This is a genomic window from Hahella ganghwensis DSM 17046 (assembly GCF_000376785.1).
In the GTDB taxonomy this organism is placed as follows: Bacteria; Pseudomonadota; Gammaproteobacteria; order Pseudomonadales; family Oleiphilaceae; genus Hahella; species Hahella ganghwensis.
In genome coordinates this window covers 44,344-57,952 of sequence record NZ_AQXX01000123.1, presented here as the reverse complement: position 1 = coordinate 57,952, position 13,609 = coordinate 44,344, and the positions used below count along the sequence as shown (strand labels likewise).

The 13,609-nt window shown below is 49.1% G+C and carries 13 protein-coding genes; all 13 read left to right on the top strand.

The window, feature by feature from the left end; genetic code table 11:
• Positions 1–69 precede the first annotated feature (69 nt).
• The 13 genes from accA to F566_RS0117220 all read left to right on the top strand — a co-directional run bounded on the left by accA (position 70) and on the right by F566_RS0117220 (position 13,438).
• On the top strand, positions 70–1,026 hold the full coding sequence (gene accA, locus F566_RS0117285; protein WP_026180091.1) for an acetyl-CoA carboxylase carboxyl transferase subunit alpha: 957 nt from the start codon (positions 70–72) through the stop codon (positions 1,024–1,026).
• Positions 1,027–1,109: 83 nt separating this feature from the next.
• Positions 1,110–2,372, top strand: a complete 1,263-nt coding sequence (gene tilS / locus F566_RS0117280) for a tRNA lysidine(34) synthetase TilS (protein ID WP_020408273.1) — start codon at positions 1,110–1,112, stop codon at positions 2,370–2,372.
• Between the two features lie 237 nt (positions 2,373–2,609).
• Positions 2,610–3,311 carry a hypothetical protein gene (locus tag F566_RS0117275; RefSeq protein WP_020408272.1) on the top strand — a complete coding sequence of 234 codons (702 nt, stop codon included), beginning with the start codon at positions 2,610–2,612 and terminating at the stop codon, positions 3,309–3,311.
• Between the two features lie 288 nt (positions 3,312–3,599).
• Complete coding sequence (locus F566_RS0117265) at positions 3,600–5,231, top strand: CTP synthase (RefSeq protein ID WP_020408270.1); 1,632 nt, start codon at positions 3,600–3,602, stop codon at positions 5,229–5,231.
• Positions 5,232–5,482: 251 nt separating this feature from the next.
• Complete coding sequence (kdsA, locus tag F566_RS0117260) at positions 5,483–6,328, top strand: 3-deoxy-8-phosphooctulonate synthase (protein ID WP_020408269.1); 846 nt, start codon at positions 5,483–5,485, stop codon at positions 6,326–6,328.
• Positions 6,329–6,524: 196 nt separating this feature from the next.
• Complete coding sequence (gene eno / locus F566_RS0117255; protein WP_020408268.1) at positions 6,525–7,820, top strand: phosphopyruvate hydratase; 1,296 nt, start codon at positions 6,525–6,527, stop codon at positions 7,818–7,820.
• A gap of 296 nt (positions 7,821–8,116) precedes the next feature.
• Positions 8,117–8,401, top strand: coding sequence for a septum formation initiator family protein (locus F566_RS0117250; RefSeq protein ID WP_026180090.1), 285 nt, complete (start codon positions 8,117–8,119; stop codon positions 8,399–8,401).
• Between the two features lie 266 nt (positions 8,402–8,667).
• The gene (gene ispD, locus F566_RS0117245) at positions 8,668–9,414 is read left to right on the top strand and encodes a 2-C-methyl-D-erythritol 4-phosphate cytidylyltransferase (protein ID WP_020408266.1); all 747 of its coding nucleotides are present in this window, start codon (positions 8,668–8,670) and stop codon (positions 9,412–9,414) included.
• A 59-nt stretch (positions 9,415–9,473) separates the two neighbouring features.
• The gene (ispF, locus tag F566_RS0117240; RefSeq protein WP_020408265.1) at positions 9,474–9,980 is read left to right on the top strand and encodes a 2-C-methyl-D-erythritol 2,4-cyclodiphosphate synthase; all 507 of its coding nucleotides are present in this window, start codon (positions 9,474–9,476) and stop codon (positions 9,978–9,980) included.
• The gene (gene truD / locus F566_RS0117235) at positions 9,980–10,948 is read left to right on the top strand and encodes a tRNA pseudouridine(13) synthase TruD (protein WP_020408264.1); all 969 of its coding nucleotides are present in this window, start codon (positions 9,980–9,982) and stop codon (positions 10,946–10,948) included. Before ispF ends, truD begins: the two co-directional genes overlap by 1 nt.
• Before the next feature lie 122 nt (positions 10,949–11,070).
• Positions 11,071–11,865, top strand: a complete 795-nt coding sequence (surE, locus tag F566_RS0117230) for a 5'/3'-nucleotidase SurE (protein WP_020408263.1) — start codon at positions 11,071–11,073, stop codon at positions 11,863–11,865.
• Between the two features lie 23 nt (positions 11,866–11,888).
• A complete protein-coding gene (locus F566_RS0117225) occupies positions 11,889–12,524 on the top strand; it encodes a protein-L-isoaspartate(D-aspartate) O-methyltransferase (RefSeq protein WP_020408262.1) in 636 nt (211 codons plus the stop codon).
• Positions 12,524–13,438, top strand: a complete 915-nt coding sequence (locus F566_RS0117220; RefSeq protein WP_020408261.1) for a polyprenyl-phosphate transporter — start codon at positions 12,524–12,526, stop codon at positions 13,436–13,438. The genes F566_RS0117225 and F566_RS0117220 overlap by 1 nt, the downstream gene beginning before the upstream one ends.
• Positions 13,439–13,609: the final 171 nt, after the last annotated feature.

The window sequence follows — 13,609 nt, the reverse complement described above, 5'->3', positions numbered from 1 at the left end:
TCAGATGCTGGGGTTGCATGAATACATTTAACGGACATGTGAACACTTATGAGTAATTCAGCCAAGTCTATGAATCTCAACTACCTGGATTTTGAACAGCCGATTGCTGAGCTGGAAGAAAAAATTGAAGAACTGCGCTTGGTGGGCAATGATACTGAGGTCAATATCTCGGATGAAATCAATCGGCTGAAAGCAAAAAGTGTCAGTCTGACAGAATCCATATTTGCCGACCTCTCTCCCTGGGACACCTCCCGGGTCTCCCGGCACCCTAAGCGGCCATACACTCTGGACTATGTTGAGCATATCTTTGATGATTTCGACGAGCTCCATGGTGACCGTAAGTATGCTGATGACAAAGCCATTGTTGGCGGGCTGGCCCGACTGGAAGGGCAGTCGGTGATGGTGATCGGACATCAGAAAGGGCGTGAAATCAAAGAGAAGGTTCGCCGGAACTTTGGTATGCCCCGTCCTGAGGGATATCGCAAGGCTCTGCGCCTGATGGAGTTGGCCGAGCGATTTAATGTTCCCATACTGACATTTATCGATACACCGGGAGCTTATCCGGGCATCGGCGCTGAAGAGCGCGGCCAGAGTGAAGCGATCGCATTCAATCTGGCAGTGATGTCCCGTCTGAAAACGCCCATTATTTCCACCGTGATAGGAGAAGGCGGATCGGGTGGTGCTTTGGCTATCGGTGTCTGTGACCGGTTGATGATGCTTCAGTACTCAACCTATTCAGTCATTTCCCCTGAGGGATGCGCCTCGATATTGTGGAAAAGTGCTGACTATGCCTCTGAAGCTGCCAAGGCAATGGGAATTACAGCAAAGCGTCTTAAAGAACTCGGTCTGACGGATTATGTTCTGGAAGAACCATTAGGAGGCGCACATCGTAATCCTGAGTTAATGGCTTCCACCATCAAGAGTGCTTTGCTGGCCAGGTTGGAAGAACTTAATCAACTGAGTAAGGAAGAATTGGTCAAACAACGTTATGAGCGTTTGACTTCATACGAGCGCTTCCTCGATTAAGGTGTCATCTGGATAAAACAGCTATTCAAATTGAACAGCGTTTGCGTGAAACCATCCAATCCCTTCCAAGCGATAGGGATTGGATGGTCGCCTTCAGCGGCGGCCTTGATTCCACTTTGCTGCTGCACGCCTGCCAACGTTATTCCCCCGCGTCTCTGCTATCTCTAAAAGCGGTTCATATACATCATGGTCTCAGTCATAACGCTGATCATTGGGCTCAGCATTGTTTAGAGCAATGCCGGAACCTCGATATTGAGCTGATTGTAGAAAAGGTCAGTGTCCTGTCTGCAGGGAATGGAATTGAAGCTTCAGCGCGCACTGAACGCTATCGGGTGTTCGAGAAGTACCTGCCTCCCCGCGGAATGCTATTACAGGGACATCACCTGGATGACCAGGCTGAAACAATTATTTATCGGATGATTCTGGGGCATGGGGTCCGTGGACTGGGAGGGATTCCCGCTATACGCACTCTTGCCGAAGGAGAAATCCGGCGCCCATTCATGAGTTTTAACCGTCGTGAACTGGAGGTGGTTGCCCGGCATTGGCAGTTAAGCTGGATCGAAGATGAGAGCAATAGTGACGCTGAGTTCTCCCGCAATTACATCCGGCATAATATCTTCCCTCAAATAGTTACCCGCTGGCCAAAAGCGGCAGAGCGTATCGCTAACTCCGGGCATTGGTGTCGTGAAGCGGCAGATATGCTGGCTGATCTTGCGGAGATTGATCTTGCAGCCTGTCGAGTCCAAAAAGACGGGCGGGAGGATGACATCCGCCTCAGTATTTCCGGCCTAAGGCGACTTTCCACTCCTAGGCAATTCAATCTATTACGTTATTGGTTGCAGTGTGCGAATATCGATCTGAACGAGTCCAAAACCCGGTCTCTGGTCGACTTTATTTTTGGTCGGTCATCGGAAGGATTGTTTCAGTTGAATGCCAACAAAAGAGTTGGGATTCATCGGGGTAGTGTCTGTCTTGTGACAATTGTGGATGTTGCAGATTATGACTTGGTCTGGGAATTTCCAAACAAACTGCAAACGCCGTCAGGCTTACTTTACGCAGATTTACTGACGCAAAGTGATGTAGGAGGAGGGATGTTGAAGCCTCCTCTTGAAAGCCAGCGGGTAGTTGTAAGAAATCGTCGCGGTGGAGAGAAATTCCATCCCGAGGGTAGGCAAGGCGGGTGCACTCTGAAGAAATGGTTAAACGAGCAGCGGATACCCGAATGGGAACGTAAATCCATTCCTCTGGTCTTTTACGATGATGTCCTGGTCGCTGTTGGTGATCTGGTGTTGGACAAGAATTTTGCCTCAAAAAAGGATGGATACAAAATAATGTGGAGGAGGTGACGGGATAGTTAGTCAGTTTTCGCTTTAATGTCAGAAACTTGGAACAGGAAAGTAGTTTTATATGGAAAAGGAGGAGCGTACCAAGCGCCTTTAACAATTTGCAAAGCTTTGCAAATTGTCAGCATGGATAGAATGTCTGTTGTGACCATAGCTATTACAATGGCAGCACAAAAATTACATTTGGTTACTTACTGCGTCAGCAGTGCGTCATTTTTCAATGCATGAATAGGTATTTATATGAATAACATCGGAATGATGTTTTTAATTATTGTCAGCTCCATGATGTTGGGCTGCGGCGGCGGCGGCAGCAGTGGATCTGGCGGCTCCAGTCCTGATCTGGGAGGAGCAGTTATAACGCCAATCGACACCGATCTCACCCTGGATGAAGATGATATTGATAATGTGAACAATAGTGGTGGCGCTATTGTTGGCGAGGCGCATGAATGTCTTGATGAAGCCTATGGAGAACTGGGCGGATGCTGGAGTGCTACTACTGGTTCAGAAGGTTGTTCGGTCTCTCAGGGCGAAGGTGATTTCTGGTTGAGTGTCAACATAGACTTTGAGGAATCTACCGCAGAGGAAGAGAAGGTTCTCGATATTGCCGGTTATTTTTACGATAACGACACATGCAGCGGTGATCCAAGAATCGTGAAGCGATTCAGCAATCTTTCATTGTTCTATATAGTTGGCGAAGACTTGGGCGAAGACTTGTCGGGTTTTGGTGCTATCAGTCCAAAATATGGGCTTACAGTCAGGTCTGAACTAAATGACAAACCGTTCAGCGAAGCTGGAAGTGCCTTTGTGGTGGTGTCAAACGGTGGAACGGAAGAAATCTGTTTCTCTCCGAGCTTTAAGATCACTGATACCGGCTTCTCTTTAGCAGCGGAAGACTCCACTGAAATTGATTTTGACAACTGTCTGGTTCGATTCACACACTAGGAAGATCTTTCCAGTAGATTCAGAACCACTGATCAGGCAAGGATGCCTGAAACATTACATCCTCCCGCTAAACTACTCCTTCATGAATATCTGTCATCGACTTCCTTGCAAGTAATTCTCCGTGGTTCCCGGATTTTACCGGGGGACATGCAGTCAATATCAGTTACAACGTATGTATCATGCTTCTTTGATTGAGCTGCTCTCAGGTTTCTGTTATTCTGGCGTCCCATCTTGAGATGAATATCTCCCTCCATATCGACTAACATCTTTACGCCAAACGGGTTCTGCATGACGCGCTATATATTCGTCACAGGTGGGGTTGTTTCTTCCTTAGGGAAGGGCATCGCGTCCGCCTCCTTGGCCGCTATTCTCGAAGCACGCGGGCTAAAAGTCACCATTCTCAAACTTGATCCTTATATCAATGTTGATCCTGGAACCATGAGTCCATTTCAACATGGAGAGGTGTTCGTGACCGAAGACGGTGCGGAGACTGATCTTGATCTTGGGCATTACGAGCGTTTTATTCGTACGCCGATGACCAAACGAAATAATTTCACTACTGGCCGCGTTTATGAAACGGTACTGCGCAAAGAGCGCCGTGGTGATTACCTGGGGGGGACCGTACAGGTAATCCCTCACATCACTGATGAAATCAAACGTCGCATTGTCGAAGGTGCCGGTGAAGCTGATGTGGCGCTGGTGGAAATCGGCGGAACGGTTGGTGATATCGAATCTCTGCCATTTCTTGAAGCAACCCGTCAGTTGAAAGTGGAAGTCGGTTCAAGACGCGCACTGTTCATGCATCTCACACTGGTGCCTTATATTGCCACCGCTGGTGAGGTTAAAACCAAGCCAACGCAGCACTCGGTGAAAGAGATGCGTTCAATTGGTTTGCAACCGGATATTCTGGTGTGCCGTTCTGAGCACAGTATTGATCAGTCATCCCGCCGCAAGATTGCTCTGTTCACCAACGTGGAAGAGAAAGCAGTTATTGCGCTAGAGGATGCTGACAGTATTTACAAGATCCCCCGCATGCTGCATGCACAGGGACTTGATGAGATCATTGTTGAGCGTTTCGGCCTGGAGTGCGGTGCTGCGGATCTCAGTGAGTGGCAGGCCGTGGTGGACGCAGAATCCGGCATGAAAGACGGTGTGACTATCGCGATGGTCGGCAAGTACATGGATCTGCTGGATGCCTACAAGTCATTGAATGAAGCATTGAAGCATGCAGGGATTCGCACTGGTCATAAGGTGAAAATCAAGTACATTGACTCCGAGCAGGTCCATCAAAAAGGGACTGAATTGCTGCAGGGAGTGGATGCGATTCTGGTGCCCGGTGGCTTTGGTGAGCGCGGAGTGGAAGGAAAAATCAAAACGGTGCAGTATGCCCGGGAAAATAAGATTCCCTATTTGGGAATTTGTCTCGGAATGCAGGTTGCCGTGATCGAATATGCACGCCACGTGGCAGGAATGGAAGCGGCTCACAGTACAGAGTTCGATACTCAATCGCCGTTCCCGGTGGTTGGTTTGATAACCGAATGGCAGGATGCCAGTGGCGCGACGGAAACCCGTTCAGAGCAATCGGACCTCGGTGGTACTATGCGCTTGGGTGCACAGGAGTGTCGGCTCGAAGAAGATTCCAAGGCTTACGATGCCTATGGCAAGAAAATTATCGCAGAGCGTCACCGCCATCGGTATGAGGTGAACAACAATCTGCTGCCCAAGCTCCAGGAGGCTGGTCTGAAAGTGTCTGGCTGGTCAGGAGATGGGTCCCTCGTAGAAGTGGTGGAAGTGCCTGAGCACCCTTGGTTTGTGGCTTGTCAGTTCCATCCGGAATTCCGGTCCACACCAAGAGACGGGCATCCGCTGTTTGAAGGATTTGTAAACGCCGCGTTGATCTACGCAGGGAAAAAGTCATAAGTCGCCTATCATTGCTTGTTGACCTCGGCGGATTTGCCTCGCCTGTGGTCGACTAATGTAGAGGACAGTCCGGGGCCACATTTGTTAGAATGTTGGCCCTTTTTATTTTCAGTACTGTTTATTTTTCACAGTGCTGTTTAATTTTTTTCAGTAATAAGGGGTTGCTGTCCTCTGGCTGTATGCGTCCTGGTACAGGGGCGTGTGCGGTAACGGCTGACCGGCAGTGACTCTCACGGGAAACTGATAAGCTCATGGCTCAAAAAACTATCAAAGTTGGCAACATTGAGATTGCCAACGATCGTCCCATGGTACTTTTTGGCGGGATGAATGTCCTGGAATCCAGAGATCTGGCAATGGAAGTTGCCGAAACTTACGTCAAAGTGACGGAAAAGCTGGGAATTCCCTACGTCTTTAAAGCTTCATTTGATAAGGCAAACCGTTCTTCCGTACATTCATTCCGTGGACCGGGAATGGAAGAAGGCCTGAAAATCTTTGAAGAAGTCAAACGCACCTTCAATGTTCCTGTTATCACCGATGTTCACGAACCGCACCAGGCTGCGCCAGTGGCGGAAGTGGCTGATATCATTCAGCTCCCGGCGTTTCTCTCCAGGCAGACCGATCTGGTTGTAGCGATGGCCAAAACCAACCGGGTGATTAACATCAAGAAAGCTCAGTTCCTGGCTCCTCAGGAAATGAAGCACATTCTGACTAAATGCCAGGAAGCCGGAAACGATCAGTTGATCCTTTGTGAGCGTGGCTCATCATTTGGCTACAACAATCTGGTCGTGGATATGTTGGGCTTCGGCATTATGAAGGCGATGGAATACCCGGTGTTCTTCGATGTTACCCATTCCCTGCAGATGCCCGGTGGACTGGCGTCTGCTGCGGGCGGACGCCGGGAACAGGTGACTTCTCTTGCGCGTTCGGGAATTGCCACCGGGATTGCAGGGCTATTTCTGGAGGCTCATCCTGATCCGGACAAGGCAAAGTGTGACGGTCCCTGTGCTTTGAGGCTGTCGCAACTTGAGCCGTTCCTGTCCCAGCTCAAATCACTGGATGATTTGGTGAAAGGGTTTGCGGAACTAGACACTGCCTGAGCAAATATTGAATAGCCTGGTCTTCTATCTAGCGGAAGATCAGGGAGGTTAGAGGGTCAGCCTGGTCGTTAAACAAATATGCGATATAAGCCAATAATGACAGCATCGAGGCTATTTGTAGGCAAGGCGAATAATAACAATTTGTCGACCTGTTTGGTCATTCAGTTACGGTATCTAAATCTTTAGGAGATAAAACATGGCGGAAATCGTCGATATCAAAGGTCGCGAAGTACTTGATTCGCGTGGTAACCCTACTGTCGAAGCTGACGTTATTCTTAAGTCTGGTGTCATTGGCACAGCCTGTGCCCCCTCTGGAGCTTCCACGGGTTCTCGCGAAGCGCTTGAGCTTCGTGACAAGGACCCCAGTCGTTATTTAGGGAAAGGTGTATTGAAAGCTGTTGCCGCTGTTAACGAAGAAATTCGTGCTGCGCTAATCGGTAAAGATGCGGCAGATCAGCGTGCCATTGATCAGGTTATGCTGGAGCTGGATGGCACTGAAAACAAGTCCAAGCTGGGCGCTAATGCGATTCTGGCAGTCTCTCTGGCTGCGGCAAAAGCTGCGGCAGCTGAAAAAGGCATGCCATTGTATGCTCATATTGCTGAGGTGAATGGTACCGCAGGACAGTTCTCTATGCCTGTCCCCATGATGAATATTCTCAACGGCGGTGAGCACGCCGACAACAATGTGGATATTCAGGAATTCATGGTCCAGCCAGTGAGCGCGACCAGCTTCCGCGAAGCGCTGCGTATGGGGGCTGAAATCTTCCATGCTTTGAAAAAAGTATTGCAGGAAAAGGGTCTGAATACCGCTGTGGGTGATGAGGGTGGTTTCGCTCCTAACCTGCCGTCCAATGAAGCGGCGCTGGCAGCAATTGAAGAAGCTGTAAGTAATGCCGGCTACAAGTTAGGAACAGATGTGACTCTGGCTCTGGATTGTGCTTCCTCTGAGTTTTATAAAGATGGTCAGTACAATCTTTCTGGTGAAGGCAAGACTTTCAGCTCTGAGCAGTTTGCCGACTATCTGGCGGACCTGAGTGCTCGCTACCCAATCGTATCTATCGAAGACGGTATGGACGAGAGTGACTGGGATGGTTGGGCTGTATTGACCCAGAAGCTGGGAGATAAGGTGCAACTGGTGGGCGATGATCTGTTTGTGACCAATACCAAAATCCTCAAGCAGGGGATTGAGAAGGGGGTCGGTAACTCCATTCTGATCAAGTTCAATCAGATCGGAAGTCTGACCGAAACTCTGGATGCCATCAAAATGGCGAAGGATGCAGGCTATACCGCTGTCATTTCTCATCGTTCCGGCGAAACCGAAGATACGACCATTGCCGATCTGGCAGTGGCGACCAGTGCCGGTCAGATCAAAACCGGTTCGCTGTGTCGTTCCGACCGCGTAGCCAAGTACAACCAATTGCTGCGGATTGAGGAGCAATTGGGGGATAAGGCGCTATATAGAGGTCTCAAGGAAATTAAAGGCCAGGGCTGAGAAATCAGTTTCCTGAAATGAAAAAGGGCCGTATGGCCCTTTTTTTGTATTACAGGTAATAAAAAATTGATGACCCTTTATGGTCGCATACAAAAAATCTTAATTTTTATGCATTTATAGGCCAAACTTACTGGAAATTATTAACAGTCATCGACTATATATTTAATAAGCTCTAGAATTGTCGGTTCCTTGTTCAAAAATAACGTTTGAACACGTAAGTGGGTAGTTACTCGCTGTAATGGCGATCAGTCGCGGTATTGTTAAGCAGTTAAGCTAAGTAGAAAATGGGTAAGGGTGTGAAAGCGATTTGGGTGCTTATGGCAACTTTAACGGTGTTGCTACAATTTCGCCTCTGGATGGGCGAAGGCTCCTATGCGCAGGCCTATACCCTCTATCAACAGATTCAGGAGCAGGAGTCTGAGAACCAAACTCTGCACGAGCGTAATATGAGGCTGGATGCTGAGGTTATGGAACTCAAGCTGGCGCAGAGTGCAATTGAGGAGCGTGCCAGAAATCAGCTTGGTATGATTTATCCTGACGAACAGTTCTATCTGCTGATTGAGTCAAACTCCGTCAATTGATCTCCTGGCTCAGGCTCTCAGTGCCTGGTCTTTTCTAGAATATCTGATCCCAGTTTTATCCGTTTTTGCCAAAAAAGTCGGGCAAAGGCGTTCGTCAACGGTTACCATACTTTTATTAAATCCATCGTCTGGATTGTTGGCGCCTTTAGCATGACTCTTGCCATTGTCCGCGACCTGAACATTTCAGGCGGGGGACTGAGACGAGTGAAAGGCAAAGTAGTTATAACCACTCCTAGTCAGAGTCTTTCGTACTTTTTCAGAATCAGATGTCATCAGAATTTCCTTCTCAGTCTCAGTCTCAGAATGCCAATGCCAGAATCTGGGTGATTGTACCTGCTGCCGGAATTGGGCGTAGGTTCGGCGGGCTGGTTCCTAAGCAATATCTGACCTTGAACGGAAAATCTGTGCTTGAGCACACTCTGGATCAGTTGTTGCGTGTGCCACAAATTGAGTGCATATGGTTACCGGTCAGTGATTCGGATTCCGTATGGCCGACCATCGCACCGCGATATCAAAATAGAGTGATCTCGGTTGCTGGCGGAGCTGAACGCGCAGACAGTGTACTAAACGCCATGCGGGCGATCAGTGGCGAGGCCAGGGATGATGACTGGGTACTGGTACATGATGTGGCGAGACCTTGTATCAGATTACAGGACATAGAGAAGTTAATTTCCTCGGTCGCTAATAGTGATGTAGGAGGACTGCTTGCTGTGCCAGTCGCCGATACACTGAAAATGGCCGAGAATGATGGAAGGGTTAAGAGCACGATTCCACGGGAAAACCTGTGGCGTGCATATACGCCGCAAATGTTCCGTTTCGGTTTGTTATGGCGTGGTATGCAGGAAGCACTTAATGGCGAAATCTCAGTGACAGACGAGGCGTCAGCTCTTGAGTTGTTGGGTTATAAGCCTTTATTGGTGGAAGGGCATAGTGACAATATCAAGATTACCCATCCACAGGATCTGGCGTTGGCAGAGTTGTTTCTGGATCGCATAAGGCAGGCAGAGCTCTAGCGCCTGATATCAGTTGATTCAGAAGTTCGGTTTTTTGAAAGTTGTAGTAGGAGGATTCAATGGCACCATTTAGAGTCGGGCAGGGCTATGATGTTCACGCATTTGCCGACCACGGTGATCATATCATGATCGGTGGCCAGAAAATTCCCCATAACTTTGGTTTGCTCGCCCATTCGGATGGTGATGTATTGCTTCATGCCATCTGTGATGCATTATTGGGAGCGGCCGCTTTGGGGGATATTGGTCATCACTTCCCGGATACTGATCTGGAATACCAGGGAGCCGACAGTCGTAAACTGTTGCGTGCTGTTACCCGACTGCTGGAAGAAAGCGGTTATCGTATCGGGAATATTGACAGCACCGTGGTCGCGCAGGCGCCCAAAATGGCCCCTCATATTGAAGCGATGAGAGTCGCGGTAGCAGACGACTGTGCCATTGACCTGGACTCTGTAAGCGTCAAAGCCACGACTACTGAAAAGTTGGGGTTTACCGGTAGAAAAGAGGGGATAGCCTGTTACGCTTCCGTCCTGATTTACCATGCGGATGGCGTGGAGGGATTGAAGTAATGGATATTTCAGTACGCCGACTCTGGCCCCAACCTGCCACAGGTAAATGGAAACTATCACCCGAAGACTTTTATGTTGAGGAGCTATGGGAGCCTGTAAACCCCGGTCAGGGGGAGCATGTCTTGCTGCACCTGGAGAAAATCGGTCAGAACAGTGATTGGGTGGCCCGTCAGATAGCCCGGTTCGCAGGTGTCAGAGATTTTGATGTGGGATTGCATGGCCTGAAAGACCGTCATGCTGTAACCCGGCAATGGATGAGTGTTTATCTGGGAAAAAGGCCTGAACCGGACTGGGACAAACTTCAAATTGAAGGTACCCAGTTACTGCAGGTAAGCCGTACGACGAAAAAAATTCGACGTGGTGAGCACAGAGGAAACCGCTTCAGAATTATCGTCAGGGATGTGCAGGGTGACAGGGCTCGTATCGACGAGCAACTGAACGAAATCGCAGCCAACGGATTTCCCAACTATTTCGGTCCACAACGGTTTGGACATGATGGCTATAACCTCGGGCAGGCTGGTCGCTGGTTCCGGGGAGAGGGAAAGCCTAAGAAAAAAGCACAGAGAGGTTTGTTTCTATCGGCCGCCCGATCCCACTTGTTTAATCGGGTATTGGATATTCGCATGGAGCAAGGCACCTGGAACTGTCTAATTGAAGGCGATTTCCCGGTAACCAAAGTTACCTCGAATCCCCTAGTGGAAGATAAGGTGCCCTCGGGACCGATGCTTGGCGGAGCGGAATTCCTGGAAGGCCTGGCCGGTGATATTGAGCAACAGGCAGTCAGTGACTTTGCTGACTGGTTGACTGGACTGCATGCTGAGGGCGTGCGTACTGATCGGCGGGCGATGGTCGCTGAAGCCGACAACCTGGCCTGGAGCTGGGATGACGATAGCCTGGAATTGTCCTTCGATCTCGGGTCGGGATGCTTTGCATCAGTATTGCTGGATCAGTGTTTTGAATTAAACTGAGATACTGGAATGTATTCAGTACCTGATTTGCGGGCCGAATCAGGTAAAGCTGATTCTCTATAGTTAATAGTCGGAACATATCTACAGAAAGGGCCAATAGGGCACTTGGGTAAAGTTCAGGTATGATCCGGCACGGCATAACATTGATAGCTACGGAAATAAAAATTGTGAAGTTGTTACTGTCCAACGATGATGGCGTTCATGCTCCGGGGCTGGCTGCTTTAGCTGATGAACTCCGCATGATTGCTGATATCAAAGTCATTGCTCCTGATCGTGATCACAGTGGGGCCAGTAATTCCCTGACACTGACTCGCCCGCTTTTCCTGCAACCTACATCAGAAGGCTTTTATGCTGTGGATGGTACGCCTACGGACTGTGTTCATCTGGGTTTGAGTGAAAGGTTTGGTTTCGCAGCTGAGCGTGTTGTTTCAGGCATAAACTCTCATGCAAACCTGGGCGACGACGTACTTTATTCCGGTACGGTGGCTGCTGCGATGGAGGGGCGTTTCCTGAATCATCCTGCCATTGCCGTTTCACTGGTCAACCAAGGTAACAATCACTTTGAAACCGCAGCAAAAGTGGTTGGAAGGTTATTACAGAATGACCTGTTACACCCTTTAGCACCACGGACAGTACTGAATATCAATGTGCCTGATATCCCCTATGAAGAGATTAAGGGGGTTAAGGTGACTCGCCTGGGCCACCGGTCCAGAGGTGGAGAGCCTGTGGAGTATGTTGATCCCCGTGGACGCACAAGATACTGGATTGCCGCTGCCGGGGCAGGGGATGATGCCGGAGAAGGGACAGACTTCCATGCAATCGAACAGCACTATGTTTCCATAACGCCGATTCATGTGGACATGACCCGTTACGATGCGATTGAGCATTTGAACCGTTGGGTGGGAGACCTGTCGTGAAATTCGACTTGCAGGGGATCGGTATGACTTCCCGGCGCACTCGTATGCGCCTGATTGAACGCCTCCGTCAGGAGGGAATTGTGAATGAGGAAGTCCTTGGTGTCATGGCTGAAGTGCCAAGACATATCTTTGTCGATGAGGCGCTGGCACACAGGGCATACGAAAACACGGCGTTACCCATTGGTCATAGTCAGACGATTTCCCAGCCTTATATTGTTGCCAGGATGACAGAGCTGCTATGTGGTGGTAATGCTCTGGAATCAGTTTTGGAAGTCGGGACTGGTTCTGGCTACCAGGGAGCCATTCTGGCTCACCTTGCCAAACAGGTATATACCGTTGAACGAATCGATCCATTGCTAGACCGAGCCCGCAAACGATACGCGGCACTTAAGTTGAATAATATCCACACCAAATTAGCTGATGGACATTGGGGATGGCCGGAAAAGGGTCCATTTGATGCCATCATGGTGACAGCAGCACCGGACAAACTGCCAGAGGAGCTGTTGGGGCAGTTAAAGGAAGGTGGGAGACTTGTCATTCCGATTGGCGAAGATGGAAAGCAGTATTTATCTGTTATTACCCGTCGAGGGAATGAGTGTGAGGAGGAACTGGTGGAAGCCGTTCGGTTTGTCCCTCTTTTGGGAGGTGTTGTTCGCTGATGTGGAGTAACTTTTTCAAGGGAATGGCGATGGGGGCTGCTGATATAGTTCCCGGAGTATCTGGCGGTACGATAGCTTTTATCTCAGGTATATATGAACGCCTCATCGGAGCATTGGCACAAATTTCACCGGAGCTATGGTCTGTGTTTCGACAGCAGGGAATTCGGGGAGTATGGGGCCAGATCGATGGAACCTTTCTGGTGGTACTGTTTGCAGGTATATTAACCAGCGTGTTCTCGCTCTCCAAAATGATCAGCTACCTGCTTGTGCATCACTCTGCCTTGCTATGGGCGTTCTTCTTTGGCTTGATTCTTGGCTCGGTCTGGTTTGTTGGAAAGGCAATCAAGCAACGCTCGATCATTACCTCTTTTTTATTGGTGGCCGGAGCGGTTTGCGCCTATATTCTAACCTCGTTCGTTCCAACCAGCCTGGAGCCGACCTACCTTAATATTTTCATTGCCGGGGCCATTGCCATATGTGCCATGATCCTACCCGGGGTGTCTGGTAGCTTCTTGTTGCTGTTGTTAGGGATGTATGGTCCGATCCTGGCGGCAGTGAAAGGTTTTGATGTGGCGATCCTGGCAATATTTGCTTCAGGGTGTCTGCTGGGGCTGATTTCCTTTACCCATTTTCTGAATTGGGTACTGAAACGTTTTCATGATGCGACGATGGCTGTCCTGACTGGGTTCATGATCGGGGCGCTTAACAAGGTCTGGCCGTGGAAATATACCCTGGAATACAGGATAGATTCTCATGGAGATACACAGCCATTGGTACAGATGAATGTCTCGCCTGTTCGATATGAGTCAATTACCGGTGAGCCTTCCCATCTGGTCGGGGTGATTTTGTTGGCCGTCACTGGTGTGGCATTGATATTGGTGATGGAAAAATTGAGAACCAGTTATCAAAAGTAACATTCTGGAAAGTGTTACCGAATTGCCGCGCAAGTGTTACCTGGGGTAGCGGATGTGTCCGGATAGGGAGAATAAGGTTATCTATAACTATTGAGAATAACTTTGTTTTTTAATTAGTTAGCAATGATATCTAGAAATGAATGTAAAAAATAAGAATAAAGTAGATTTATT

Excerpts from the sequence above, each read along its gene's own strand:
- accA (WP_026180091.1), top strand. The coding sequence starts at position 70 with ATGAATCTCAACTACCTGGATTTTGAACAGCCGATTGCTGAGCTGGAA.
- tilS (WP_020408273.1), top strand. The coding sequence starts at position 1,110 with ATGGTCGCCTTCAGCGGCGGCCTTGATTCCACTTTGCTGCTGCACGCC.
- F566_RS0117275 (WP_020408272.1), top strand. The coding sequence starts at position 2,610 with ATGAATAACATCGGAATGATGTTTTTAATTATTGTCAGCTCCATGATG.
- F566_RS0117265 (WP_020408270.1), top strand. The coding sequence starts at position 3,600 with ATGACGCGCTATATATTCGTCACAGGTGGGGTTGTTTCTTCCTTAGGG.
- kdsA (WP_020408269.1), top strand. The coding sequence starts at position 5,483 with ATGGCTCAAAAAACTATCAAAGTTGGCAACATTGAGATTGCCAACGAT.
- eno (WP_020408268.1), top strand. The coding sequence starts at position 6,525 with ATGGCGGAAATCGTCGATATCAAAGGTCGCGAAGTACTTGATTCGCGT.
- ispD (WP_020408266.1), top strand. The coding sequence starts at position 8,668 with ATGTCATCAGAATTTCCTTCTCAGTCTCAGTCTCAGAATGCCAATGCC.
- ispF (WP_020408265.1), top strand. The coding sequence starts at position 9,474 with ATGGCACCATTTAGAGTCGGGCAGGGCTATGATGTTCACGCATTTGCC.
- truD (WP_020408264.1), top strand. The coding sequence starts at position 9,980 with ATGGATATTTCAGTACGCCGACTCTGGCCCCAACCTGCCACAGGTAAA.
- surE (WP_020408263.1), top strand. The coding sequence starts at position 11,071 with ATGATCCGGCACGGCATAACATTGATAGCTACGGAAATAAAAATTGTG.
- F566_RS0117225 (WP_020408262.1), top strand. The coding sequence starts at position 11,889 with ATGACTTCCCGGCGCACTCGTATGCGCCTGATTGAACGCCTCCGTCAG.
- F566_RS0117220 (WP_020408261.1), top strand. The coding sequence starts at position 12,524 with ATGTGGAGTAACTTTTTCAAGGGAATGGCGATGGGGGCTGCTGATATA.